17 protein-coding genes are annotated in these 26,720 nt (G+C 53.6%); 9 read left to right on the forward strand and 8 right to left on the reverse strand.

Translation table 11 applies throughout. From position 1 onward, the window contains the following. Positions 1–29 precede the first annotated feature (29 nt). From wzc to OGV74_RS13915, 3 genes are read right to left on the reverse strand one after another with little or no spacing between them, the layout of a single operon-like run. Positions 30–2,192 carry a tyrosine-protein kinase Wzc gene (gene wzc, locus OGV74_RS13905; RefSeq protein ID WP_054528564.1) on the reverse strand — a complete coding sequence of 721 codons (2,163 nt, stop codon included), beginning with the start codon at positions 2,190–2,192 and terminating at the stop codon, positions 30–32. Further along, positions 2,189–2,638, reverse strand: a complete 450-nt coding sequence (gene wzb, locus OGV74_RS13910) for a low molecular weight protein-tyrosine-phosphatase Wzb (protein WP_003036763.1) — start codon at positions 2,636–2,638, stop codon at positions 2,189–2,191. Before wzb ends, wzc begins: the two co-directional genes overlap by 4 nt. A 5-nt stretch (positions 2,639–2,643) precedes the next feature. Next, positions 2,644–3,783, reverse strand: a complete 1,140-nt coding sequence (locus tag OGV74_RS13915) for a polysaccharide export protein (RefSeq protein WP_003036765.1) — start codon at positions 3,781–3,783, stop codon at positions 2,644–2,646. A 655-nt stretch (positions 3,784–4,438) separates the two neighbouring features. Between OGV74_RS13915 and OGV74_RS13920 the strand changes: the two genes are divergently transcribed. Continuing rightward, entirely contained in the window at positions 4,439–6,022 is a 1,584-nt protein-coding gene (locus OGV74_RS13920; RefSeq protein ID WP_057063461.1) for a TerC family protein, read from the forward strand. A 44-nt stretch (positions 6,023–6,066) separates the two neighbouring features. Here OGV74_RS13920 and asmA read toward each other — a convergent pair whose 3' ends face one another. The 3 genes from asmA to udk form a co-directional block, all read right to left on the reverse strand. After that, positions 6,067–7,920, reverse strand: a complete 1,854-nt coding sequence (asmA, locus tag OGV74_RS13925; protein WP_032949611.1) for an outer membrane assembly protein AsmA — start codon at positions 7,918–7,920, stop codon at positions 6,067–6,069. Between the two features lie 26 nt (positions 7,921–7,946). Further along, entirely contained in the window at positions 7,947–8,528 is a 582-nt protein-coding gene (dcd, locus tag OGV74_RS13930; RefSeq protein ID WP_003036774.1) for a dCTP deaminase, read from the reverse strand. 91 nt (positions 8,529–8,619) lie between these two features. Beyond that, positions 8,620–9,261: a uridine kinase gene (gene udk, locus OGV74_RS13935; protein WP_003036776.1), complete on the reverse strand. Its 642-nt coding sequence runs from the start codon at positions 9,259–9,261 to the stop codon at positions 8,620–8,622. Between the two features lie 315 nt (positions 9,262–9,576). On the opposite strand from udk, the gene OGV74_RS13940 reads away from it, so the two are divergent. After that, on the forward strand, positions 9,577–12,906 hold the full coding sequence (locus OGV74_RS13940; protein ID WP_086504964.1) for a diguanylate cyclase: 3,330 nt from the start codon (positions 9,577–9,579) through the stop codon (positions 12,904–12,906). Here the strand turns inward: OGV74_RS13940 and alkA are convergent. After that, a complete protein-coding gene (alkA, locus tag OGV74_RS13945) occupies positions 12,874–13,743 on the reverse strand; it encodes a DNA-3-methyladenine glycosylase 2 (protein ID WP_286520972.1) in 870 nt (289 codons plus the stop codon). The genes OGV74_RS13940 and alkA overlap by 33 nt on opposite strands. A 136-nt stretch (positions 13,744–13,879) precedes the next feature. Here alkA and yegD point away from each other — a divergent pair, with 136 nt between their 5' ends. Next, on the forward strand, positions 13,880–15,232 hold the full coding sequence (yegD, locus tag OGV74_RS13950) for a molecular chaperone (protein ID WP_086504324.1): 1,353 nt from the start codon (positions 13,880–13,882) through the stop codon (positions 15,230–15,232). 99 nt (positions 15,233–15,331) lie between these two features. Here the strand turns inward: yegD and OGV74_RS13955 are convergent, their stop codons facing one another. After that, complete coding sequence (locus OGV74_RS13955; RefSeq protein WP_106672390.1) at positions 15,332–15,391, reverse strand: type I toxin-antitoxin system Ibs family toxin; 60 nt, start codon at positions 15,389–15,391, stop codon at positions 15,332–15,334. A 278-nt stretch (positions 15,392–15,669) separates the two neighbouring features. Between OGV74_RS13955 and OGV74_RS13960 the strand changes: the two genes are divergently transcribed. The 6 genes from OGV74_RS13960 to baeR are packed head-to-tail and all read left to right on the forward strand — an operon-like array spanning position 15,670 to position 26,651. Continuing rightward, positions 15,670–16,917: an MdtA/MuxA family multidrug efflux RND transporter periplasmic adaptor subunit gene (locus OGV74_RS13960; RefSeq protein WP_286520974.1), complete on the forward strand. Its 1,248-nt coding sequence runs from the start codon at positions 15,670–15,672 to the stop codon at positions 16,915–16,917. Then, positions 16,917–20,039, forward strand: coding sequence for an MdtB/MuxB family multidrug efflux RND transporter permease subunit (locus OGV74_RS13965; RefSeq protein WP_086550160.1), 3,123 nt, complete (start codon positions 16,917–16,919; stop codon positions 20,037–20,039). Before OGV74_RS13960 ends, OGV74_RS13965 begins: the two co-directional genes overlap by 1 nt. Beyond that, positions 20,040–23,120: a multidrug efflux RND transporter permease subunit MdtC gene (mdtC, locus tag OGV74_RS13970; protein WP_086504326.1), complete on the forward strand. Its 3,081-nt coding sequence runs from the start codon at positions 20,040–20,042 to the stop codon at positions 23,118–23,120. Then, complete coding sequence (locus OGV74_RS13975) at positions 23,117–24,529, forward strand: MFS transporter (protein WP_044711356.1); 1,413 nt, start codon at positions 23,117–23,119, stop codon at positions 24,527–24,529. The genes mdtC and OGV74_RS13975 overlap by 4 nt, the downstream gene beginning before the upstream one ends. After that, complete coding sequence (gene baeS / locus OGV74_RS13980) at positions 24,529–25,932, forward strand: envelope stress sensor histidine kinase BaeS (RefSeq protein WP_286520978.1); 1,404 nt, start codon at positions 24,529–24,531, stop codon at positions 25,930–25,932. The genes OGV74_RS13975 and baeS overlap by 1 nt, the downstream gene beginning before the upstream one ends. Beyond that, positions 25,929–26,651, forward strand: a complete 723-nt coding sequence (baeR, locus tag OGV74_RS13985) for an envelope stress response regulator BaeR (protein ID WP_003036797.1) — start codon at positions 25,929–25,931, stop codon at positions 26,649–26,651. The genes baeS and baeR overlap by 4 nt, the downstream gene beginning before the upstream one ends. Positions 26,652–26,720 lie beyond the last annotated feature (69 nt).

A 26,720-nucleotide genomic window follows, 5' to 3' on the forward strand; every position in this document is an offset into this window, starting at 1 on the left:
GGCCTACATTCGATATGCGTTGCTGTTAGTTATTTCGAATCCGACGTGTATTCGTATTCGTAGTAGCCGTAATCCTGATACCCGCTGGCGCGGCGGAAGATCGAGTTGAGGATCACCCCTTTCACCTGAATGCCATTTTGCTCGAAGCGGCCCAGGCTGGTTTCCACCTCTTTCAGCGTGTTGACCGCATAACGCGCTACCATCAGCGTGGTTCCGACGTGGCGCCCTACGATAGCCGCATCGGTCACCGCCAGAATTGGTGGGGTGTCAATCAACACCAGGTCATAGTGCGAGCTGGCCCAGGCAATCAGTTCGCCGAAGCGCTCGCTCATCAACAGTTCGGAAGGATTGGGAGGAATTTGACCGCGAGGGATCAGATCAAAATGCGGAATCGATGTCGGTTTAGCGCTGGATGAGATATCCCCTTTGCCAATGAGGATCTCAGACAGGCCGTTGACATTATTGGTCCCCAGCAGTTCGTGGGTATAGCCTTTGCGCATGTCGCAGTCGATCAACAGCACGCGTTTGTTGGTCTGGCTGATGACCGCCGCCAGGTTGGCGCAGACAAACGTTTTCCCGATCGACGGGCTGACGCCGGTCAGCATCAAAACGTTGTTGCGCGCCTGCATCATGGCAAAGTGCAGGCTGGTGCGCAGGCTGCGGACCGCTTCGATGGCGAGATCCGTCGGATTCCCCACGGCCAGCAGTTGGCTTTGCTTGTAGCGTTTCACACCTTTAATGGTCTGAACGTTATCACGCGCTTTTTGCCATTCAGACAGCGGAATACTGGCATACACGCTGATACCATGCTCTTCCAGCGCCTGCGGGCTTTCAATACCGCGATTAAACAGAGAACGCAGCAGTACGCCCACCACGGAAAGCATTAAACCGAGAATGATACTGCCGAGAATAATCAGCGCCGTTTTCGGCTTCAGCACGCCAGGCTGGGCAATCGCGGGATCGACAATGCGCACATCACCGACCGTACTGGCCTCGGTAATCTTCAGTTCCTGTTGCTTGTTCAGCAACTGCATATAGACCTGCTGACCGGACTCCACATCACGCGTCAGGCGAACAATTTCCTGCTGTGTTTTCGGCATCGCCGTTACACGCCCGTTCAGCTTACTTTTCTCATCTTCCAGCGCCTGGCGTTTTTCCAGCAGCGTGCGGTACGCCGGATGCGCTTTGGTGAACAGCTTGGAAATCTCCGCTTCTTTGAAGGTCAGTTCATTCAGTTGCGCATCGATATTCACCATCGAATCCAGCACCGCTTTGGCTTCCAGCGGCAAATCCACGGAGTCTTTATCCTGACGAAAGGCGTTCAGCTTGTTTTCAGCAACATCCAGGTGGTTACGCACTTCAGGCAACTGTCTGGCCAGAAACGCCAGACTTTTGGCGGCTTCTTCGGATTTACGTTCCACGTTTTGTTGCAGATAGTTACGGGTAATACTGTCGAGGATCTGGCGGATTTTCTCGCGGTCTTCACCGGTAAAAGTCAGGCTCAATACACCGGTATCTTTGCCTGTTTCCGTCACCATCAGGTTATTTTGCAGGGTGTTTATCATGCCCAGCGTGGAGAATTTGCTGACGGTAAATTGGCTCTCCGGGCTGGCATGAATCGCCTCAACCAGCATCGTCACGCCATCGTGTTCCAACACCTTGCCGACTTGCCCCCGAACGCTAAAACCCCCGTCACTCACCAGTTGATAGCTTTTGTCATTCAGCACATTGAGCGTGAAGGTCTGTTCATTCATTGCCTTTGGCAGCGTGAAGGTAGTCACATTAACCGTTTCGTTCTGACGGCCCATCAGCCGGTCCCAGCCCGCGCCAAAAATAGGGAACGTATCTTTGGTAACGCCGATATCGAGGTTGAGATCGTCTACCGTTTTCCCTAATACCAGTCGTGACTGAATGAGCTGAATTTCCGCTTCCGAGGCCGGGGGTTTGTTCGACAACGCCGAGCCAATATCCTGCACCAGTGAATTTCCAGTATTTTGCTCAATTTGCACCAGCGCGTCCGCACTATAGATGGGGGTGGCGAACAGCGTGTAGACCGCGGCACACAATGCAAAAGCCGCGGTAATGCCAAGTACCCACCAGCGGGCTTCCACCACCGTTGCGACCAGACGACCAATATCGATTTCATCATTGCCCGTTACCGGCGCAGCAGACTGTTTAACTTTTTCTGTCATCGTTTTCCCTGCTCTGCGTTCAGTGCCTGAGCCCATTGGCGGGCAGACCGTTCAAGTAATGTGTACACCGCGTCAAACGCATCACGGCTTTTACGATACGGATCGGGAATTTCGCGCTCGCTGTCCCAGTGACCAAAAAGCATCACTTTGCCGCGCATCTCCGGCACCATTTCACACAGGGCAGAGATATGGCGCTTTTCCATGGCCAGGATCAGGTCATATTCCCGGCACATTCGTCCCGAGATCTGCCGGGCACAATGATTATCCAGTGACAGGTTGTGCGCCTGCGCCACGCTAATGGCGCACGGATCCGCGCCTTTCCCCACCAGCGCCCCAAGACCGGCAGAAGAGACCGTCAACGCCGGGTGAAATTGCCTTAACAAGCGCTCTGCCGTCGGGGAACGGCAAATGTTCCCCACACAGACAACTAAGATTTTGTTAAACATGACGATTACCAGTTGTGAAGGTCGCTGGCAGTGTCCGTCATATAGCGAACACCGCTAATAGTCGGCAGCAACTGATTGATCAAACGGTTCCAGCGAGCAACCGGTGCAGTAGTGACGTACACCACATCGTATGGCTGGAGTCGGAATGATGTTGCCATCACCAGCGATGTCGCATCGGACATATCAAGCTGATAGATATTGGCGATCTTGCCGTTGTTCCCGCCTTCGCCTTTCAATGGTCGAATAACGAAAATACCGCTGGCATTGGAGGTGGTCAGGTCAATACCTTCGGCATTGCCCAGCGCTTCGGTAAGCGTCATGCCACTGAAGTCCATTTTGAGGGTGCTCTGTTTTTTCACTTCCCCCATTACAAAGACTTTCAGATCGTCATTACGCGGGACAAACAGAATGTCGCCAGGATAGAGCAGTCGGTTCTGGCTCAGGTCGCCATTTTGCATCAGTGCTTGCAGTGAAATGCGTTGCTCCTGCCCTTTATGAGTCAGCACAACGTTGCGCCAGTCTGCCGCTTCGGTGAGACCGCCAGCGGCGTTAATGGCATCGAGAACGGTAAGCGGCACGTTGGTGATGGCCTGCTGACCGGATTTGTTCACCTGCCCGGAGACATAGGCCTTCTGCGAGCGGAAAGCGGCGATATTAACGTCCACCTGCGGGTCAGCAATGTACTTCGCTAAGCGCCCGGTAATATCACTACGAATCTCTGCCAACGTTTTCCCTACCACGCTGACTTTGCCGATGTAGGGGTAAAACATCGTGCCATCAGGTTGTACCCAGTTGCCGGTATCGCTTGAACTACGGTACTGCCCGGCCGGGGTGGTGAGTTCAGGATGGTCCCAGACGGTCACATTTAGGACATCCCCCGGGCCAACCCGGTACTGATACCCGGCAATCTCCTGGTCCAGCGACATATTAGGTTGTGCAACATTTGGTCGAGGACGTAATTGTTCTACCAGCCGTGGGGTGAGTGGATAAACATTCACCATGCGATCGATATCAAAATCAGCGTCCTGCTGTTTAATCACATCTTTGCCCATCGTAGACATATTGCTGCCCGGAAGCACGGTACAACCGTTTATCAAGATTACCGATACCAATACTGGTATCAATTTAAGTTTGGATTTCATCATTGATTATTTATCACTTTGGCAGAGTAATTATCACATGCAATCTAAATAGCGACTTCGCCTGTACGTATTTACCTTGCCGTTAATTGAAATGGAATTTAACTGGCATCAGTCCTAAAAAAAATGAATTCATCTACGGTCTCTTGACAGAATAATTTAGGCTTATTTCAGGCGACCAGACACGCTACCGCCCCTGGCTTCACTAGCTACCAATGCACTGATTAATTTAAATTTTTATCTTCTCCTTTATTTTCATCACATTTACAGCGGCAACGCATCGGGAATGCGCGCCACTGGTTAATGAGGAAATATTTATCTTTTAATTATTACCGCAAGAATTGTTGCAGCTAAGCGAATATCAGGCAAGATAACAAGCCACCGATACCAAGCTTTTAAGATTAATATTAAGCGTTGGATTTGTATATTTTAGGATTTTATTGATGTTGACAATATTGATATAGAAACATCCCACCTGCGATATTTCCTAAATATATTTAGATTAATAAAATCATTTCCTGTAGTTACATTAAGGCTATTATCCTGCATCTGTTCTGATATAACCGACAGAGAAATCCCCTCTCGCCATTGCATTTTTCGCCAGTTTTACCCATGATCGAATTGTGACAATTGTCATACAACTATGGGTATAGCATTTACTATGGAATGGATTGCCGATCCGTCAATCTGGGCCGGACTGGTCACGTTAATCGTGATCGAACTTGTTCTTGGCATTGATAATCTTGTTTTTATTGCCATCCTCGCGGAGAAACTACCTCCTGCCCAGCGGGATAAGGCGCGTATTACCGGGCTACTGCTGGCGATGGTTATGCGCCTGCTGCTGCTGGCATCAATATCCTGGCTGGTAACGCTGACCACACCGCTGTTCAGCATTCGCGATCTCAGCTTCAGCGCCCGCGACCTGATCATGCTGTTCGGTGGTTTCTTCCTGCTGTTTAAAGCCACTATGGAGCTCAACGAACGGCTGGAAGGAAAAGACAGCGATAACCCCACCCAGCGTAAAGGCGCTAAGTTCTGGGGTGTGGTCGCGCAGATCGTGGTGCTGGACGCCATATTCTCTCTCGATTCCGTCATTACCGCTGTTGGGATGGTCGATCACCTGGCCGTGATGATGGCTGCGGTGATTATTGCCATCAGCCTGATGGTGCTGGCGAGCAAGTCGCTGACGCGCTTTGTCAACAGTCATCCAACTATCGTTATTCTGTGCCTGAGCTTCTTGCTGATGATTGGTTTTAGCCTGGTGGCCGAAGGGTTTGGTTTCCATATCCCGAAAGGTTACCTGTACGCGGCCATCGGCTTCTCGGTGATGATCGAAGCATTGAACCAGTTGGCTATTTTTAACCGTCGTCGCTTCCTCTCAGCCAACCATACTCTGCGCCAGCGCACCGCCGAAGCGGTAATGCGGCTGCTGAGCGGGCAAAAAGAAGATGCCGAACTGGATGCCGAAACCGCGGCAATGCTGGCGGACCATCATGAAGGTCAGATTTTCGCGCCTCAGGAGCGGAGGATGATTGAACGTGTGCTGAACCTTAATCAGCGTACCGTCAGCAGTATCATGACCTCGCGTCACGATATTGAACACATCGACCTCAATGCTCCCGAAGCAGAAATCCGCGCCTTACTGGAAAAAAACCAGCATACGCGTCTGGTGGTCACTGGCGAAGACGGGGAGGAAGAACTGCTTGGCGTGGTGCATGTCATCGATTTGCTGCAACAGTCTCTGCGCGGCGAGCCGCTCGACCTGCGCGTCCTGATTCGCCAGCCGCTGGTGTTCCCGGAAACTCTGCCGCTACTTCCGGCGCTTGAGCAGTTCCGAAACGCCCGGACGCACTTCGCGTTTGTAGCCGATGAATTTGGTTCCGTCGAAGGGATTGTGACGCTGAGTGATGTGATGGAAACCATCGCCGGCAATCTGCCAAACGAGGTAGAGGAAATCGACGCCCGCCATGATATTCAGAAAAACGCCGATGGTTCATGGACCGCTAACGGGCATATGCCGCTGGAAGACCTGGTGCAGTACGTCCCTATCCCATTAGATGAAAAACGTGAGTATCACACCATTGCCGGGCTTTTAATGGAATATTTGCAGCGCATCCCAAAAACCGGGGAGGAAGTCCAGGTTGGCGACTATCGGCTAAAAACCCTGCAGGTGGAAAATCATCGCGTGCAAAAAGTCCAGCTGATACCGCTACACAGTGAAGAAGAGATGGATTACGAGGTGTAAGTCACGAGCCGGATGGGGCATTAGCCACCATCCGGCAATATGAATCAGAGCTTATCCAGCAACTTTTTAACATCTTTGCCGTTGCGGGAATCTTTATTGCGATCGGCCCAGTCATTCAGGCGACGTTTTGCTTCATCCTGCAGATGTTTACGCAAAAGCTGATCAACTTGCAGACTGTAGTTCAGTGATTGCCATTGACCATAGACTCTGAGAGGAACCGGGGTGGCCTTCAGGAAATTAATCAACTTACTTTCGCCATCCCAACCTCCCAGCACGCGAATGTTAAACAGCGTGTCGCAATTCTGCTTCACCAGATCTAACGTTCCTTTGCCGGTCAGTGCCAACATAGCGGACTCCCCTACCATGTTATCCAGCGTCACCTCACCGTTATCCAGCGTCATATCGGTTACAAAATGATCCAGACGGGTCACGTTCTCCATATTTTGCTGGGCTTTAGCATCTCCACCGCTACGCTCGACGGCCTGCTGTATCATCTGCTGGAAGTTCATCCCTTCCATTCGCGTATCGTTCATTTCGACATGGGCCTGCCCTTGCCAGCTGTGACGAAACGCCTGGGCGTCAATATCCGAGCCGGAAAAATCTCCCGCCAACGACAGCTTGCCGGTGAGTGCGATGGGGTAATCAAAGGCCTTCAGAATAGTGCCAATTTCAACACCTTCCAGGCGCGGATGAAAGACCGCTCGCGGTTCTCCCTTTCTGGCATCCAGCGTGCCGGGCAATGAGATCAGCCCGCCATCACTTTTTCCCTGCAACTGTGCAATGCTCAGTAAGCCGAACCGGTTGTCTATTTTTGCCGAGACATTCTCAAACGCCATTTTCCGCCACAGCACTTTGTCAGCCTGCAAAGCGATGTCTGCCGAAAAACCCTTGAGTCCCTGATACGAAACAGCATCAACCTGGGAAGCAATAACGGGGCGCGCCAGCGTTGACTGACTCTGACCTTGCTGAACTTCACCTTTTGCTGTCACCGCTGCGTCATGTTGTACGAGCAGGTTATCCAGATTGAGCTGACCAAATTTTAGGTCAACGGCCCATTCCGGTTTTTCCAACAAGGCCACATGCGCTTGCCCGGAGAAAGAAGAGTCATTAGCGGTCAAATTTATCTGGCTAAATGAAAGCTGTTTTTTCTCTTCCAGCCATTGCGCCTGAAGATGTCCCTGACCGTTAATCCCCTGCGGCGGCAGATCGGCCCCCTGCAGTTGCCAGCTTAACTGCTCAATATTCGCAGATAAGTTGTGCGGATAATCGGAGGCATCGACCGTACCGTTAAAGGATAACGCGAGATCGCGCTGATCGCGGTTCACACGCCCGGAGAAATCAAACGTGCCGCGGTGCTGGCTATCTTGTTCCATCTCCAGACGAATATCGCGAACGGTAACCTGTTCATCGTCTTCATGTTGGAACACCAGAACACTGTCGGCAACGCGCAGACGGGCGATATCAAACGACCATCCTTTGTCTTCCGCCAGATCGGGCAACATATTGTCTTTTGGGGCAACGGGTGCATCTTTGCCGCGTACCGCCTCAGTTTGCGGGGTCAATTGAATCACTGCGCCTTTGAGCATCACCTGCTTCACGCTGAGCTGGTGACTCAACAGCGGCCACAATGCAACGTCGAGACGCATATTATCAGCACGAACCAGGGGTTCGCTGGCGCCTTCAGCCGTTAACATCACTCGCCCTGAGAGGATACTCAGTTGCGGCCATACGTGCCAACGCAGGGGGCCATCCAACTGCAGCTGATACCCGCTACGTACGGCAACCTGCTTGACCATATACGCGCGGAAATCATTCGGATTCACCAACAGTACTAACGCAGAAAAGCCGGTCACCAGCACGACCAGAAGAATCATCAGCGTCGTCAGAAATCGTCTCATGCTATCCCCAATGGACTGATAAACACTCAGTCTTTATCGATCCGGCTGGCAACGGCGCCCTGCTGGTCGCGATACTTCGCATCCTGACGACGGTTGTAGGGTCGCGCTGCCGGACCGGAAAGCGGTTCGAAACTTAACGCGCCAATCGGCATCCCCGGACGCAGAGCCAGCGGTAATTTTCCGGAGTTGTAAAACTCCAGTACGATACAGCCAGACCAGCCCGGATCGATACGGTGTGCGGTGACGTGTACCATCAGTCCCAGACGAGCCAGCGAAGAACGACCATCTAACCAACCGACGAGATCGGAAGGCAGCGTCACGGATTCGAATGTTACCGCCAGTGCAAGTTCCCCCGGATGCAGGAAAAAGGCTTCGCCGTCCTTAAGGACGATTTCATCACTCATCACGCGATCCAGCGCGGCGCTGACTTCATCTTTCGGTCCGCTTAAATCGATATACGCCGCCGTATGACCGCGGAACGTACGGAATTTGTTGCCAAGGCGCACATCTACCGTGGCGCCATTGATTCGCTCGACAGGAGGGCGTGGATTGATCGACAGGCGACCTTCATCCAACCAGGCTTCAATATCTCGGTCACATAAACGCATGGCACTTTCTCCTTTCGTGCTTCAAACCCTTAATGCCAGGAGCGTTAAGGGTGAACCAGGTTATCACTGAACGGTACACAATTCGCTGAACTTATTCAAAGAACTGACTGATTTTAGCCTTCAGAATATCGATGGCGATGCGGTTTTTACCCCCGCGCGGCACAATGATGTCGGCGTATTGTTTTGAAGGCTCAATAAATTGCAGGAACATTGGGCGGACGGTTTTCTGGTATTGCGCCATCACCGAATCCATTGAACGACCACGTTCGTTCACATCCCGCTTGATACGGCGCATCAGGCAAATATCCAACGGCGTATCAACAAAAATAGAGAAGTTCATCTCGTCACGCAAACGCGCATCCGTCAGCAGCAAAATGCCTTCCAGGATGATGACTTTCTTGGGTTCGATATGAATTGTGTCTTGCGTACGCGTATGCTCAACATAGCTATATACCGGCAGCTCAATGGCAGAGCCGCGTTTCAGCGTTTGCAGATGTTGAAACAGCAGGCTATGGTCCATCGCGTTCGGATGGTCGTAGTTGGTTTTTACACGTTCTTCCATCGACAGATGGCTTTGATCTTTGTAATAGCTGTCTTCGGGAATAACGCCAATATGTTCGTCACCGACTTGTTCACGCAATTCGCGATAAAGAGTACTGGCAATAAGGCTCTTGCCGGAAGCCGATGCGCCGGCAATGCCGATAATGACGCACTGATGGGACTGATCAGTCATAAATTTAGCGACCTGATTAACCTGGATGTAAGGAAGGGCGGCGCCGAAACGCCAAACGCGGCAATTATAGGGATTTCATCGGCGCGACGCCACCCCAGGCTGTACCAATGCTGTCCCTGTCGCAAATTAAAATGGTCAGATTTAGAACAGCCGCTATATTTATTCACCTGCCTTAGGAATTAATAGCTTGGGAGTGTTAATTTATGAGCAGCTGGCGTATAAATTGTAAATTGTTTGTACTAGCATAATCCCAGATTAAATGTGATGCGTCCGGCATCTCTGCTGGGCGACAACGGCTATTTGGGTAGAGTGGTAATGAGTAAACAATCCCAACATGTTTTAGTTACCTTACCCCATCCTCTACTGCGCCTGGCCAGTTTAGGTCTGGTGGCTTTCATCTTTACGTTGTTTTCGCTGGAACTGTCACGTTACGGCGCACAGCTTGCACCGCTGTGGTTTCCAACCTCTATCATGATGGTGGCTTTTTACCGTCACGCTGGAAAGATGTGGCCTGGGATCGCGCTGGCTTGCTCATTCGGTAGCATCGGCGCCTCTTTACTCTTCTTCCCCGTACAGTCGCTTAATTTCGCCTATACAGTCATTAACATTATTGAGGCAGTTGTTGGCGCAGTGTTATTGCGTAAACTGCTGCCCTGGTACAATCCCTTACAAAATCTTAACGACTGGGCGCGTCTGGCATTTGGCAGCGCGGTTGTTCCGCCACTGCTGGGCGGCGTATTGATGTGGATGTTGCTGCCGAAGGAAACTACGTTAAATACCTTTCTCATTTGGGTACTGTCAGAATCCATTGGCGCACTGGCGTTGGTGCCGTTAGGTTTGCTGTTTAAACCACATTACCTGCTGCGCCATCGCAACCCGCGATTATTACTTGAGACCCTGATTACGCTTCTGGTGACCTTAACGTTCAGTTGGCTATCCATGATGTACATTCCATGGCCATTTACCTGCGTTATTGTCCTGCTGATGTGGAGCGCTGTCCGCCTGCCGCGTATGGAGGCGTTTTTAATATTCCTCAGCACCGTGATGATGGTTTCGCTGATGCTGGCCGCCGACCCTTCACTGCTTTACACCCCGAAACAGAACATGATGACGGACATCCCCTGGTTGCCGTTTTTGATGATCCTGTTGCCAGCCAACATGATGACCATGGTGATGTACGCGTTTCGAGCCGAACGCAAGCACATTTCAGAAAGCGAGTCGCGCTTTCGCAACGCCATGGAATATTCCGCGATAGGCATGGCACTGGTTGGCACCGAGGGGCAATGGCTACAGGCCAATAAAGCCTTGTGCCAGTTTCTGGGCTATAGCCAGGAGGAGCTACGTTCGCTGACCTTCCAGCAATTAACCTGGCCGGAAGATCTGAACAACGACCTTGAACAGCTCAACATGCTGGCACGCGGAGAGATTAATAGCTATTCCATGGAAAAACGCTATTACACCCGCGCGGGCGACGTCGTCTGGGCGTTGCTGGCCGTTTCGCTGGTGCGCCATAGCGACAACACTCCACTCTACTTTATCGCGCAGGTTGAAGACATTAACGACCTGAAGCATACCGAGTGGATTAATAAACGGCTGATGGAGCGCATTACTCTCGCCAATGAAGCCGGGGGTATTGGGATTTGGGAATGGGAACTGCAGCCTGACGTGATCAGTTGGGATAAACGGATGTTCGATCTGTATGAAGTTCCCGCACATATCAAACCCAGTTGGCAAGTCTGGTATCAATGCCTCGTACCTGAAGATCGCGAGTACGCCGAAAATGTGATTCGTGATTCGCTGGCCGCACGGGCTCCGTTTAAGCTTGAGTTTCGTATCGCAGTAAAAGATGGCATACGCCATATCCGCTCGTTGGCCAACCGGGTGCTGAATAAAGACGGTGAAGTTGAACGCTTACTTGGTATCAATATGGATATGACCGAAGTGAAGCAGCTTAACGAAGCGCTGTATCAGGAAAAAGAGCGCCTGCACATTACGCTGGACTCAATCGGCGAAGCGGTAATTTGTATTGATGTCGATATGAACGTGACCTTTATGAATCCGGTCGCTGAGAAAATGAGCGGCTGGCAACAGGACAGTGCCATCGGCATTCCGCTATTGACGGTACTACATATTACTTTTGGCGAGAACGGTCCGCTGATGGAAAATATCTACAGTGCTGACATGTCTCGTACGGCAATCGAGCAGGAAGTGGTCCTGCATTGTCGTAACGGCAACAGTTATGACATCCAGTACAGCATCACGCCCCTCAGCACCCTTGACGGCGGCAGCATTGGTTCGGTGTTAGTCATTCAGGACGTCACAGAGTCACGGAAGATGCTCCGCCAGCTTAGCTACAGTGCCTCACATGATGACCTGACGCAGTTGGCAAACCGGGTCAGCTTCGAAAACCATCTAAAACAATTGCTGCATTCAGTACACGACACGCGCCAGTGCCATGTACTGGTTTTTATCGATTTGGATCGTTTTAAAGCGGTAAACGACAGCGCGGGTCATGCCGCCGGCGATGCCCTGCTGCGTGAACTCTCTGCGCTTATGCTCAGCATGTTGCGATCCAGCGATATGCTGGCGCGCCTTGGCGGCGACGAGTTTGGTCTGTTGCTGCCGGATTGTAATATCGAAAGCGCCCGCTTTATCTCAGGACGCATCATCAGTGCTATTAACAATTACCAATTTATGTGGGAAGGCCGTTTGCACCGTATTGGCGCCAGTGCGGGAATTACGCTGATTGATGAGAAAAACCATGTCGCGACTGACGTTATGTCTCAGGCCGATATCGCCTGCTACGCGGCGAAAAACAGCGGCCGTGGGCGAGTCTGTGTCTATGAACCTCAGCAAAGCCAGGCCCATGCCGCGCGTAGCCAACTGTCATTGGATGAACAAAGACACACTATTACACACAACCCTATGCTGATGATCGCCAGAGGTGTTGCTTCTCCGCGTATACCGGAGACTTTTAGCTTCTGGATTATCTCGCTTCGCTTAGGCACCGCTGAGGGTGAAGTCATTGAAGATCAAGCCTTCCATGCCGGGTTGGTCGATCCCACGTTGAGTCAGGCGCTCGATCGTCGGGTATTCGGCGAGTTCTTCCAGAGTGCTGCCCCGGCTGTCGCCAACAAGGGCCTCAGTATTGCCCTGCCCCTTTCCGCCGCCGGCCTGCTCAACACAGAGCTGGTAGATGAGCTGCTGGAGCACTTGCAACGCAGCCCGCTACCGCCACGATTGCTGCATCTGACCGTTCCATCAAGCGTCATCAAAACAAGCCCAACGCAGGCGGTATCCGCCCTGCATCGACTGCGGCAGTACGGTTGTCGAATTGTGTTAAGTCAGGTTGGTCGCGACTTAGAGCTTTTTGACAACCTGAAATATCACATTGTCGATTACCTGTTACTCGACAGCGAGCTAAGTGCCAGCGCTCCCGGCAACTTGATCGACGAAATGTGGGTGTCCATTATCCAGGGTCATGCTCAGCGCCTGGACATTAAAACCATCGCCGGTCCGGTGCAACTGCCACTCATCATGGATACGCTTTCTGGCATCGGTATTGATATGATTTATGGCGATATTATTGCCGACGCCCAACCGCTGGATCTGCTACTGAATACCAGCAATTTCGCCATCAACTGACGGTTGCCAACCATCCGTATACCAGATATGCAACAGCGCATAGGAGCGCCAGGGTTTCCAGCGCTCTGCATACCGCCGGATCTGGGCTGGTGTCATGCCGGGAAAACGCTGCTTAATCAGATAATCATCCGGCAGAAAAACGTCCTTCGCCTGCCAGCCGCGCAGCGCAAAGTAGTTGGCGGTCCATCGCCCTATCCCGGGAAATGTTTGTAGCTGCTTAACGCCTTGTTCGATATCGGCAGGGGCTGTTGTCGCGAGCGTTCCTTCAAGGGTTGCATGAGCAAGGTGAATCAACGCTTCAGCGCGTTTGAGCGGCATTCCTAACGTTTTCAGGTGCAGCGGATCGGCGTTGGCAAGCTCTTCTGGAGAGGGAAAACACACATACTCGGGCGCATCCTCCAGCGTATTGCCATAAGCGTGCGCTACTTTCGCTGTCAGTTTCGCGGCCATCGCCACGCTGACTAACTGTCCTAAAATCGCCCGTACCCCTTGCTCAAAAGCATCGACACATCCCGACAGGCGCAATCCCGGACGCGCCGCGCCGAGGTTACCCAGCGCGCCGACAATTTGCTGCGGGCAACATGAAAGATCGAACAAGCGCGTTATTTTTGCCAGGCACTCGGAGGCTACAGGCTGTAACCCTGAGCTCAACGTCACGTGTAACACATTGGCGTGCAGATCCGGGACAACACTCACCAGACCACGATGCTCCCCTACGGACAGACTTCGGACATAACTCAGTTCTTCTACGGTTTCGACACCTTCAACCGCACGGGCGGCAAGAAATCCCAGCATCCAGGGCCAGTCATAAGGCGGTTGCCAGCTCAGCGTGAACATTCGGTTTTCCTTTTAAAGCAAACTTACAGCATAAACGGTATTCAATCAGTACGCCTTGCTTTCATATTCCAGTTGTCGGGCCGTCAACTATTCGTTAAAGTCACGCCCCTTCTTCACTGGCATGGGGATTTTTACGGTGTTTATTGGTTTTGACTACGGTACGGCAAACTGTTCAGTGGCCGTTATGCGTGATGGGCAGCCCCACCTGCTCAAAATGGAAAATAACAGCACGCTGCTACCCTCAATGCTGTGTGCACCAACGCGCGAAGCGGTTAGCGAGTGGCTGTATCGCCATCACGACGTTCCAACCACGGACGATGAAACACAGGCGCTGCTTAGCCGTGCGATGCGCTACAATCGCGAAGAGGACATCGACGTTAACGCCAACAGCGTGCAGTTCGGTCTGACATCGCTGGGTCAGTATATTGAAGACCCTGAAGAGGTGTACTTCGTTAAATCGCCAAAATCATTTTTGGGCGCCAGCGGTCTGAAGCCGCAGCAAGTTGCGCTGTTTGAAGATCTGGTCTGTGCAATGATGCTGCACATTCGCAACCAGGCGCAAAGCCAACTGCCGGAAGCTATCACTCAGGCCGTAATTGGTCGCCCCATCAACTTCCAGGGATTAGGCGGCGATGACGCCAACACCCAGGCGCAGGGGATTCTTGAACGTGCGGCCAAACGTGCCGGTTTTCAGGATGTCGTCTTCCAGTACGAGCCGGTAGCAGCGGGGCTGGATTACGAAGCCACACTGCAGGATGAGAAACGCGTGCTGGTGGTAGATATTGGCGGGGGTACGACCGACTGTTCACTACTGCTGATGGGGCCGCAATGGCATCAGCGCGCCGATCGCGAAAACAGCCTGCTGGGACACAGTGGCTGCCGTGTAGGCGGGAACGATCTGGATATCGCGCTGGCGTTTAAACACCTGATGCCGCTGCTAGGTATGGGCGGTGAGACTGAAAAAGGGATCGCCTTACCGATTCTCCCCTGGTGGAACGCGGTTGCGATCAACGATGTTCCCGCGCAAAGTGATTTCTACAGCAGCGCCAACGGTCGTTTACTGAACGATCTTGTCCGCGACGCGAAAGAAGCCGATAAAGTAGCCTTGCTGCTTAAAGTCTGGCGCGAGCGTCTGAGCTATCGCCTGGTGCGCAGCGCAGAAGAGAGCAAGATCGCGCTTTCCGACCAGACCATTGTAACGGCGGCGATACCGTTTATCAGCGACACGCTGGCAACCGATATTAGTCAACATGGATTGGAGGCCGCGCTCAATCAGCCCCTGGCGCGCATTCTGGAGCAGGTCAAACTGGCGCTGGACAACGCGCAGGAAAAACCGGACGTGATTTATCTGACCGGCGGCAGCGCGCGTTCACCGCTGATTAAAAAAGCCCTCGCCCAGCAGCTTCCAGGGATCCCTATCGCGGGTGGCGATGACTTCGGTTCTGTCACCGCCGGTCTGGCCCGCTGGGCTGAGGTTGTTTTCCGCTAAGCGGCTCGCAAGCTGAAAGGTGTGCGTATTGACATCACCGTTGCTGTGGCTTATTTTCAGGAGTGAGGGTTAGGGAAGGTTTCCCCTCCCCCTGGTGTCTTAGTAAGCCGGTAAGCTAATGACTAAGAGTATCACCAGTATGATGACGTACTTCATCATAACCCTTTCCTTATTTTGGCCCCTTCCTCGGGAGGGGCTTTCCCGTTCCAGCGTCCCGCTGAAATCTCTGGCTTACCTCCTTTTGCCTTGACCGCACTCTAACGCACAATGACGCATTCGCTATTTTCGCCGCAAATTGTTGCGTAACGCCTCGCAAAGCCGCGTCAGCATTCAGACGAATCCCGACAGTGTTTCATAATTCCTCCATTTTTCTCCCTTGTTCACTGGCTAAACTAGTATCATTCCGCGAATCGTTTCAGGATGAGAAACTCATAACAATGAAAGGCAGTAATAAATCCCGCTGGGTGATAGCAATCGTGATCGTCGTGGCCACCGTCGCCGCCATCTGGTTCTGGCAAAGCCGCAGCGCTTCCCAGGAAACCGCACCGGGCGCTACCAAACCAGCGCAGCACACGCCTGGGTCGGCACGCCGTGGATTGCGCTCCGGACCGTTGGCTCCCGTGCAGACTGCCACTGCCACCGAGGAAGCCGTTCCACGTTACCTGACAGGGCTGGGTACCATTACTGCCGCCAATACCGCCACGGTACGTAGCCGGGTGGACGGTCAGCTCATTGCCTTACACTTTGAGGAAGGACAACAGGTAAAAGCCGGCGACCTGCTGGCAGAGATAGATCCCAGCCAGTTCAAAGTCGCTCTGGCTCAGGCGCAGGGACAACTGGCAAAAGATAAAGCCACGCTGGCGAATGCCCGTCGCGATCTTGCCCGCTATCAACAGTTGGTTAAAACCAATCTGGTCTCCCGCCAGGAGCTGGATGCCCAGCAGGCGCTGGTCAATGAGACGTTAGGCACAATCAAAGCGGATGAAGCCAGTGTCACCAGCGCTCAGTTGCAGCTCGACTGGAGTCGGATAACCGCACCTGTCGATGGTCGTGTCGGCCTGAAGCAGGTCGATGTCGGTAACCAAATTTCCAGCGGCGATACCACCGGGATCGTCGTCATTACGCAAACTCATCCCATCGACCTGATATTTACTTTGCCTGAAAACGACATTGCTACCGTGTTGCAGGCACAAAAATCGGGGAACCAGCTGAAGGTCGAAGCCTGGGACCGAACCAATTCACAAAAACTGAGTGAAGGCGTCCTGCTCAGTCTCGACAATCAGATTGATGCCACTACAGGAACCATCAAAGTTAAAGCCCGTTTTAACAATCAGGATGATGCGTTATTCCCTAACCAGTTCGTCAACGCCCGCATGCTGGTCGACACGCAGCAAAATGCCGTTGTGATCCCAACAGCAGCCCTGCAGATGGGCAACGAAGGGCACTTTGTCTGGGTACTGAACAGCGACAACAAAGTGAGCAAGCATCTGGTTAAACCGGGTATTCAGGACAGCCAAAAAGTGGTGATCGCCGCTGGGTTGTCCGCAGGCGATCGGGTCGTGACTGACGGTATTGACCGTCTGACGGAAGGCGCAAAAGTCGAAGTCGTTGAGGCGCACGACGCCTCTGTTTCCGATGAGAAGACAGCGCCACGCGGATACGGCAAAAAAGGAGCCAACTCCTGATGCAGGTGTTACCTCCGGACAACACAGGCGGACCATCGCGCCTGTTCATTCTGCGCCCCGTCGCCACTACGCTGCTGATGGTCGCGATTTTGCTTGCCGGTATTATCGGTTATCGCTTCCTGCCAATCGCCGCCTTACCTGAAGTGGATTACCCCACGATTCAGGTCGTTACGCTCTATCCTGGCGCCAGCCCGGACGTCATGACCTCGGCGGTAACCGCGCCGCTTGAACGTCAGTTTGGCCAGATGTCTGGCTTAAAACAGATGTCATCACAAAGCTCCGGTGGCGCATCGGTCGTTACGTTACAGTTTCAACTGACGCTCCCGCTGGATGTTGCCGAGCAAGAAGTTCAGGCCGCGATTAACGCCGCCACCAATTTATTACCCAGCGATCTACCTAACCCTCCGGTCTACAGCAAGGTAAACCCGGCAGATCCGCCGATCATGACGCTGGCGGTCACTTCCAGCGCCATGCCGATGACGCAGGTGGAAGATATGGTCGAAACCCGCGTCGCGCAGAAAATCTCTCAGGTATCCGGCGTGGGTCTGGTAACACTTTCCGGTGGGCAACGTCCGGCGGTCCGCGTGAAACTTAACGCTCAGGCCATTGCCGCACTCGGTCTTACCAGCGAAACCATCCGTACGGCCATTACCGGTGCCAACGTCAATTCAGCAAAAGGGAGTCTTGATGGCCCAACGCGCGCCGTTACCCTTTCAGCTAACGACCAGATGCAGTCCGCAGATGAATATCGTCAGCTCATTATTGCCTATAAAAACGGTGCACCGGTTCGTCTGGGCGATGTCGCTACCGTCGAACAAGGAGCAGAAAACAGCTGGTTGGGTGCATGGGCAAATAAGCAACAAGCTATAGTGATGAATGTGCAGCGCCAGCCTGGGGCGAACATTATCTCCACGGCAGACAGTATCCGCCAGATGCTGCCACAGCTCACCGAAAGCCTGCCCAAATCGGTTAAGGTCAGCGTACTTTCCGATCGCACCACCAATATTCGTGCCTCTGTTGCAGACACCCAGTTCGAGTTGATGCTGGCGATAGCGCTGGTGGTGATGATTATCTACCTGTTTCTGCGCAATGTTCCGGCGACGATTATTCCTGCAGTCGCCGTACCGTTGTCGTTAATCGGCACCTTCGCGGTGATGGTATTTCTTGATTTCTCCATCAACAACCTGACCTTAATGGCGCTAACCATCGCGACAGGCTTTGTTGTGGATGACGCTATCGTGGTTATCGAGAATATTTCACGCTATATCGAAAAAGGCGAAAAACCGCTGACTGCTGCCCTGAAGGGCGCGGGCGAGATTGGTTTTACCATCATCTCCCTGACGTTTTCATTGATTGCGGTATTGATCCCACTGCTCTTCATGGGCGATATCGTCGGGCGCTTGTTCCGTGAATTCGCCGTTACGCTGGCGGTGGCGATTCTGATTTCCGCCGTTGTCTCGCTCACTCTTACGCCGATGATGTGCGCGCGTATGCTGAATCAGGCCTCATTGCGTAAGCAAAATCGCTTCTCCCGCGCCTCAGAGCGAGTGTTTGATCGCGTCATCGCCGGGTACGGTCATTGGCTGGCAAAAGTACTTAACCATCCGTGGCTCACACTTAGCGTAGCGCTCGGCACGCTGGCATTGAGCATCATGCTATGGGTTTTTATCCCCAAAGGTTTCTTCCCAATCCAGGACAACGGCATTATCCAGGGTACGCTACAGGCACCGCAGTCCAGCTCATTCGCCAGCATGGCCGAGCGCCAGCGTCAGGTATCAGATGTCATCCTTAAAGATCCGGCGGTAGAGAGCCTGACCGCTTTTGTCGGTGTGGATGGTACTAATCCGGCATTGAACAGCGCGCGTTTGCAAATCAACCTTAAACCGCTGGATGAACGTGACGATCGGGTGCAGAAAGTGATTGCGCGCTTACAGGACGCGGTTGACAGGGTTCCCGGAGTTGACCTTTATCTTCAGCCCACTCAGGATCTGACGATTGATACTCAGGTGAGCCGGACGCAATATCAGTTCACGCTGCAAGCGACATCCCTTGATGCCCTCAGCACCTGGGTTCCACAGCTGTTAGCAAAACTACAGCAGCTACCGCAACTGTCCGACGTCAGCAGCGACTGGCAGGACAAAGGGCTGGTAGCGTATGTGAACGTCAATCGCGACAGCGCAAGCCGTTTGGGCATCAGCATGTCAGATGTCGACAACGCCCTGTACAACGCCTTCGGCCAGCGTTTGATTTCGACTATTTACACCCAGGCAAATCAATATCGCGTGGTGTTAGAACATAACACCAACAATACGCCGGGGCTTGCGGCACTGGATACAATACGTCTGACCAGTAGCGACGGTGGCATAGTACCGCTCAGCGCAATCGCCAGTATTGAACAGCGTTTTGCCCCGCTGTCGATTAACCACCTCGATCAGTTCCCGGTCACTACCATCTCGTTCAACGTGCCAGACGAACATTCGCTGGGTGATGCGGTACAGGCGATTCTGGACGCCGAAAAAACGCTTAACCTGCCCGCAAATATTACGACCCAGTTCCAGGGCAGCACGCTCGCCTTCCAGGCCGCGCTGGGAAATACCATCTGGTTGATTGTGGCTGCGGTTGTGGCGATGTATATCGTGCTCGGCGTGCTGTATGAGAGCTTTATTCACCCAATTACTATTCTCTCCACGCTGCCGACGGCGGGCGTCGGGGCACTGCTGGCGTTAATGATTGCCGGCAGCGAACTGGACGTCATCGCGATTATTGGCATTATTTTGCTCATCGGTATCGTCAAGAAAAACGCCATCATGATGATCGACTTTGCCCTTGCCGCGGAGCGCGAACAAGGCATGGCACCGCGCGATGCTATTTTCCAGGCCTGTCTGCTGCGTTTCCGCCCAATTCTGATGACTACGCTGGCGGCACTGCTCGGCGCGTTGCCGCTGATGTTGAGTACCGGCGTGGGCGCAGAGTTACGCCGTCCGTTAGGCATTGGCATGGTCGGTGGACTGCTTGTGAGTCAGGTATTAACCCTGTTTACCACCCCGGTAATTTATCTGCTGTTTGACCGTCTGTCGCTGTATGTGAAAAGCCGCTTCCCGCGTCAGGAAGAGGAAGCGTAAATGAAATTTTTCGCGCTTTTCATTCATCGGCCGGTGGCGACCATTCTCATTTCGGTGGCTATCACCCTATGCGGTATTCTGGGCTTTCGTCTGCTGCCGGTCGCTCCGCTGCCGCAGGTGGATTTTCCGGTGATAATGGTCAGCGCATCATTACCCGGTGCCTCCCCAGAAACGATGGCGTCTTCGGTCGCAACTCCGCTGGAGCGCTCGCTGGGCCGCATCGCGGGCGTAAACGAAATGACTTCGAGTAGTTCGCTTGGCAGTACGCGTATTATTCTCGAATTCAAATTCGACCGTGACATCAATGGCGCGGCGCGGGACGTTCAGGCCGCGATTAACGCCGCGCAAAGCCTGCTGCCCAGCGGGATGCCGAGCCGACCAACGTATCGCAAAGCTAACCCTTCCGATGCGCCAATCATGATCCTGACGCTGACGTCTGACACTTACTCGCAGGGTGAACTGTACGATTTCGCATCAACACAACTGGCGCAGACCATCGCGCAAATCGACGGTGTGGGCGACGTGGACGTTGGAGGCAGTTCTCTGCCTGCCGTGCGGGTAGGACTCAACCCGCAGGCGCTGTTTAACCAGGGCGTGTCACTGGACGACGTGCGTAGCGCGATCGACAATGCCAACGTGCGTAAGCCGCAGGGCGCTATCGAGAATGATACCCATCGCTGGCAGGTACAAACTAACGATGAGCTGAAAACCGCCGCCGAATATCAACCGATTATCATCCACTATAACAACGGCGCAGCGGTGCGACTGGGTGATGTTGCGTCTATAACCGACTCTGTACAGGACGTTCGTAACGCGGGGATGACCAACGCCAAACCGGCCATTCTGCTGATGATCCGCAAGCTGCCGGAAGCCAATATTATTCAGACGGTAGATAGCATTCGCGCCAAATTACCGGAGCTACAAACGCTGGTCCCGGCCGCCATCGATCTGCAAATCGCCCAGGACCGTTCACCGACCATTCGCGCTTCATTAGAGGAAGTTGAACAGACGCTGATTATCTCCGTGGCGCTGGTTATCCTGGTGGTCTTTGTTTTCCTGCGATCCGGGCGTGCGACTCTGATCCCCGCGGTAGCGGTTCCGGTCTCGCTGATCGGTACCTTTGCCGCCATGTATCTGTGCGGATTCAGCCTGAACAACCTGTCGTTGATGGCGTTAACCATTGCCACGGGATTTGTCGTAGATGACGCCATCGTGGTGCTGGAAAATATTGCCCGCCACCTGGAAGCGGGAATGAAGCCACTCCAGGCGGCGTTACAGGGTACGCGCGAAGTGGGATTCACCGTCCTTTCCATGAGCCTGTCGCTGGTGGCGGTATTCCTGCCGCTGCTGTTAATGGGCGGATTGCCTGGACGCCTGCTGCGCGAATTTGCCGTCACGCTGTCGGTTGCCATCGGTATCTCGCTGCTGGTGTCGCTGACATTAACGCCAATGATGTGCGGCTGGATGCTTAAATCCAGCGCCCCGCGTGAACAGCCGCGTAAACGGGGATTTGGTCGCGTGCTGGTAGCGCTGCAGCAAAGCTACAGCACTTCACTTAAATGGGTACTGCGCCACACGCGACTGGTGGGCGTGGTATTACTCGGCACCATTGCGCTGAATATCTGGCTTTATATTTCCATCCCCAAAACCTTCTTCCCAGAGCAGGATACGGGCGTATTGATGGGAGGGATCCAGGCTGACCAGAGCATCTCTTTCCAGGCGATGCGCGGTAAACTGCAGGATTTTATGAAGATCATCCGCGACGATCCGGCGGTGAACAATGTCACCGGCTTTACCGGTGGGTCACGGGTTAACAGCGGGATGATGTTTATTACCCTCAAGCCCCGCGATGAGCGCCGTGAAACCGCTCAGCAGGTGATCGACCGCCTGCGCGTTGCGCTTTCAAAAGAACCAGGTGCGAATCTGTTTCTGATGGCGGTGCAGGACATCCGCGTTGGCGGACGCCAGGCCAACGCCAGCTATCAATACACATTGCTGTCCGACGATCTGGCGGCGCTGCGTGAGTGGGAACCGAAGATCCGTAAGGCGCTTGCCGCCCTGCCCCAACTGGCGGACGTCAACTCCGATCAGCAGGACAATGGCGCGGAGATGAATCTGATTTACGATCGCGACACCATGTCTCGTCTTGGGATCGACGTGGCGGTCGCCAACAGCCTGCTGAATAACGCCTTTGGTCAGCGACAAATTTCAACCATCTATCAGCCGATGAACCAGTACAAAGTGGTGATGGAGGTCGATCGACGTTACACCCAGGACATCAGCGCACTGGACAAAATGTTCGTCATCAACAATGACGGTAAAGCGATCCCGTTATCGTACTTTGCCAAATGGCAGCCAGCGAATGCCCCACTGTCGGTAAACCATCAGAGCTTGTCCGCCGCCTCAACCGTTTCGTTTAACCTGCCGACAGGTTCTTCACTGTCAGAAGCGACGGAGGCCATCAACAGAGCCATGACCCAGCTCGGCGTCCCCTCCACGGTTCGTGGCAGCTTTGCCGGTACCGCCCAGGTATTTCAGGACACTATGAACTCGCAGGTGATCCTGATAATCGCCGCCATCGCCACCGTCTATATCGTGCTGGGTATGCTGTATGAAAGCTATGTACATCCGCTGACCATTCTCTCCACGCTACCTTCGGCAGGGGTCGGGGCTTTGCTGGCGCTGGAGCTGTTCAATGCCCCATTCAGCCTAATCGCCCTGATAGGGATCATGCTATTAATTGGAATTGTGAAGAAAAACGCCATCATGATGGTCGATTTTGCACTGGAAGCGCAGAGAAACGGTAAGCTGCAGCCGGAAGAAGCTATTTTCCAGGCCTGCCTGTTGCGCTTTCGCCCAATCATGATGACCACGCTGGCGGCGTTATTTGGCGCACTGCCGTTAGTGTTATCCGCAGGGGATGGCTCTGAGCTGCGCCAGCCGTTGGGGATAACCATTGTCGGTGGGCTGGTCGTGAGCCAACTCCTGACGCTGTACACCACGCCTGTGGTCTATCTCTTTTTCGACCGTCTGCGTCTGCGTTTTTCGCGTAAAAACAGCAAACCGGTAGCAGAGTTATGACAGAACTTCCCGACAGCACCCGCTGGCAACTTTGGATTGTGGCATTTGGTTTTTTTATGCAGTCGCTGGATACCACCATCGTTAATACCGCGCTTCCCTCGATGGCGGCAAGCCTCGGGGAAAGCCCGTTACACATGCATATGGTCATAGTGTCATATGTTTTAACCGTTGCCGTGATGCTGCCCGCCAGCGGATGGCTGGCGGACAAAGTTGGCGTGCGTAATATCTTCTTCACCGCCATTATCCTGTTTACGCTTGGCTCGCTGTTTTGCGCCTGGTCCAGCACGCTCAACGAGCTGGTGATGGCGCGCGTCTTACAAGGCGTTGGCGGTGCGATGATGGTGCCAGTCGGCAGGCTGACGGTGATGAAAATCGTCCCGCGTGAGCAATATATGGCGGCGATGACGTTTGTCACTTTACCCGGTCAAATCGGCCCGCTGCTGGGCCCAGCGTTAGGCGGAATTCTGGTTGAATACGCCTCCTGGCACTGGATCTTTTTGATTAACATTCCGGTAGGCATTGTCGGCGCGATAGCGACGTTAATGTTGATGCCCAACTACACCATGCAAACCCGACGCTTCGACCTCTCCGGATTCGCGATGCTGGCGGTCGGTATGGCGGTTCTGACGCTGGCGCTCGATGGCAGCAAAGGAACCGGACTCTCCAGTATCACGCTGGCGGCGTTGGTCATCTGCGGGGTGCTGGCTATTGCGCTGTATCTGAAACACGCCCATCGAAATCCCCGCGCGCTGTTTAGCCTGAATCTGTTTCGCACATCGACCTTCTCGCTAGGTCTGTTCGGCAGTTTTGCCGGACGCATCGGCAGCGGTATGCTGCCGTTTATGACGCCGGTGTTTTTACAGATTGGCCTCGGTTTTTCACCGTTTCATGCCGGACTGATGATGATCCCGATGGTGCTGGGCAGTATGGGCATGAAGCGCATTGTGGTGCAGGTCGTTAACCGCTTTGGTTACCGTCGCGTACTGATTACCACCACGCTTGGCCTGTCGCTGGTCAGTCTGTTGCTAATGACCACGGCACTGCTGGGCTGGTATTACGCCCTGCCCTTCGTGCTGTTTTTACAGGGAATGGTCAACTCAACGCGCTTTTCATCCATGAATACCCTGACGTTAAAAGATCTGCCTGACGATCTCGCCAGCAGCGGCAACAGCTTGCTGTCGATGATCATGCAGCTGTCGATGAGTATCGGGGTGACCATCGCGGGTCTGCTGTTAGGCATGTTTGGCCAGCAACATATCGCCATCGACAGCGGTAGTACGCATAGCGTCTTTATGTATACCTGGTTGTGCATTGCATTCATTATTGCGCTGCCCGCCATTATTTTTGCCCGCGTGCCGAACGACACGCAAACCAATGCGGTGATTTCACGACGCAAAAGGAGCACCTGATGAAGTTCTGGCGGCCCGGTATCACCGGCAAACTGTTTCTGGCGATTTTCGCCACCTGCATTGTGTTGCTGATCAGCATGCACTGGGCCGTACGCATAAGCTTCGAACGCGGTTTTATCGACTATATTAAGCACGGTAACGAACAGCGGCTGCAAATGCTCAGCGATGCGTTAAGCGAGCAGTACGCGCAGCACGGCAACTGGCGATTCTTACGCAATAACGATCGTTTTGTTTTCCAGATCCTGCGCTCTTTTGAACACGACAACGACGATGATAAACCGGGTCCAGGCATGCCGCCACACGGCTGGCGTACACAGTTTTGGGTTGTCGATCAAAATGCCCACGTACTGGTCGGCCCGCGGGCTCCTGTCCCCCGCGACGGTATGCGCCATCCCATCCGCGTCAACGGTAGCGAAGTGGGTGCTGTGATTGCCTCTCCGGTGGAGCGTTTAACGCGTAATACCGATATCAATTTCGACATGCAGCAAAGACGTTCCAGCTGGCTTATCGTCGCGCTCTCCACGATTCTGGCTGCGCTGGCAACGTTTACGCTGGCGCGCAGCCTGCTGGCCCCGGTTAAACGGTTGGTGGAAGGCACGCACAAACTGGCGGCGGGCGATTTCACCACTCGCGTTACGCCAACCAGTACGGATGAGCTAGGCAAGCTGGCGCAGGACTTCAACCAGCTCGCCAGTACGTTGGAAAAAAACCAGCAGATGCGTCGTGACTTTATGGCCGACATTTCTCACGAACTGCGCACGCCGTTGGCGGTGTTGTGCGGTGAACTGGAGGCTATTCAGGATGGCGTCCGCCAGTTCACGCCCGACTCCGTTGCTTCTTTGCAGGCTGAAGTGGGTACGCTCACCAAACTGGTTGACGACCTTCATCAGCTCTCCATGTCAGATGAAGGCGCGCTGGCCTATCAGAAATCATCGCTGGATCTTATCCCGCTGCTTGAGGTGGCAAGCGGCGCATTTCGTGAACGCTTTGCCAGCCGTGGACTGACGATTCAACTCTCGCTCCCGGACAGCATGACGGTATTTGGCGACAGGGATCGCCTGATGCAGTTGTTCAACAATCTGCTGGAAAACAGCCTGCGCTACACCGACAGCGGCGGCGGGCTGCACATCAGCGCCGAACAACGCGAACGCATGGTGTTATTAACCTTCGCGGATTCCGCTCCCGGCGTAAGTGATGAGCAGTTACAGAAGCTGTTTGAACGATTTTATCGCACCGAAGGCTCGCGTAACCGCGCCAGCGGAGGTTCCGGGCTGGGGCTGGCGATTTGCGTCAATATCGTACAAGCGCATAATGGTCTGATCCGCGCCGCCCATTCGCCTTTTGGTGGGGTTAGCATTACAGTAGAGTTACCGCTGGAACGCGATTTACAGAGAGATGTATGACTGAGTTACCCATTGATGAAAACACACCGCGTATTCTGATCGTGGAAGACGAACCCAAGCTGGGGCAACTGCTCATCGACTACCTGCGGGCAGCGAGCTACGCTCCTACGCTCATCAGCCACGGCGACCTGGTTCTGCCTTACGTGCGCCAAACACCGCCCGATCTGATCTTGTTGGATCTGATGCTGCCCGGTACCGATGGTCTGACCCTGTGTCGGGAAATCCGCCGCTTCTCAGAAGTCCCCATCATGATGGTAACCGCTAAAATCGAAGAGATTGATCGCCTGCTGGGGCTGGAGATCGGTGCAGATGATTATATTTGTAAACCGTACAGCCCGCGCGAAGTCGTCGCGCGTGTTAAAACGATCCTGCGCCGATGCAAACCGCAGCGCGAACTACAACAAATGGATGCAGAAAGCCCGCTTATCGTCGATGAAGGCCGTTTTCAGGCCTCCTGGCGTGGGAAGATGCTCGATTTAACACCCGCTGAATTCCGCTTACTTAAAACGTTGTCACATGAGCCGGGAAAAGTATTCTCCCGAGAACAATTGCTTAACCATCTCTATGACGATTATCGCGTCGTTACCGACCGCACCATCGACAGCCATATTAAGAACCTGCGACGCAAGCTGGAGTCGCTGGATGCTGAGCAGTCGTTTATCCGCGCGGTCTATGGCGTGGGGTATCGCTGGGAAGCCGACGCCTGCCGAATTGCTTAAACACTCCTGCCCTTCAGGGCCCGCTGCTTCATGGGGCCCTGGTGACTAGCAACTCTCCAAATATCGCTC

The sequence above is a fragment of the Citrobacter sp. Cf116 genome, assembly GCF_030336505.1.
Classification (GTDB): domain Bacteria; phylum Pseudomonadota; class Gammaproteobacteria; order Enterobacterales; family Enterobacteriaceae; genus Citrobacter; species Citrobacter freundii.

What these genes read in the sequence shown, in the direction of transcription:
- wzc (WP_054528564.1), bottom strand. Translation starts at nt 2,192, where the DNA reads ATGACAGAAAAAGTTAAACAGTCTGCTGCGCCGGTAACGGGCAATGAT.
- wzb (WP_003036763.1), bottom strand. Translation starts at nt 2,638, where the DNA reads ATGTTTAACAAAATCTTAGTTGTCTGTGTGGGGAACATTTGCCGTTCC.
- OGV74_RS13915 (WP_003036765.1), bottom strand. Translation starts at nt 3,783, where the DNA reads ATGATGAAATCCAAACTTAAATTGATACCAGTATTGGTATCGGTAATC.
- OGV74_RS13920 (WP_057063461.1), top strand. Translation starts at nt 4,439, where the DNA reads ATGGAATGGATTGCCGATCCGTCAATCTGGGCCGGACTGGTCACGTTA.
- asmA (WP_032949611.1), bottom strand. Translation starts at nt 7,920, where the DNA reads ATGAGACGATTTCTGACGACGCTGATGATTCTTCTGGTCGTGCTGGTG.
- dcd (WP_003036774.1), bottom strand. Translation starts at nt 8,528, where the DNA reads ATGCGTTTATGTGACCGAGATATTGAAGCCTGGTTGGATGAAGGTCGC.
- udk (WP_003036776.1), bottom strand. Translation starts at nt 9,261, where the DNA reads ATGACTGATCAGTCCCATCAGTGCGTCATTATCGGCATTGCCGGCGCA.
- OGV74_RS13940 (WP_086504964.1), top strand. Translation starts at nt 9,577, where the DNA reads ATGAGTAAACAATCCCAACATGTTTTAGTTACCTTACCCCATCCTCTA.
- alkA (WP_286520972.1), bottom strand. Translation starts at nt 13,743, where the DNA reads ATGTTCACGCTGAGCTGGCAACCGCCTTATGACTGGCCCTGGATGCTG.
- OGV74_RS13960 (WP_286520974.1), top strand. Translation starts at nt 15,670, where the DNA reads ATGAAAGGCAGTAATAAATCCCGCTGGGTGATAGCAATCGTGATCGTC.
- OGV74_RS13965 (WP_086550160.1), top strand. Translation starts at nt 16,917, where the DNA reads ATGCAGGTGTTACCTCCGGACAACACAGGCGGACCATCGCGCCTGTTC.
- mdtC (WP_086504326.1), top strand. Translation starts at nt 20,040, where the DNA reads ATGAAATTTTTCGCGCTTTTCATTCATCGGCCGGTGGCGACCATTCTC.
- OGV74_RS13975 (WP_044711356.1), top strand. Translation starts at nt 23,117, where the DNA reads ATGACAGAACTTCCCGACAGCACCCGCTGGCAACTTTGGATTGTGGCA.
- baeS (WP_286520978.1), top strand. Translation starts at nt 24,529, where the DNA reads ATGAAGTTCTGGCGGCCCGGTATCACCGGCAAACTGTTTCTGGCGATT.
- baeR (WP_003036797.1), top strand. Translation starts at nt 25,929, where the DNA reads ATGACTGAGTTACCCATTGATGAAAACACACCGCGTATTCTGATCGTG.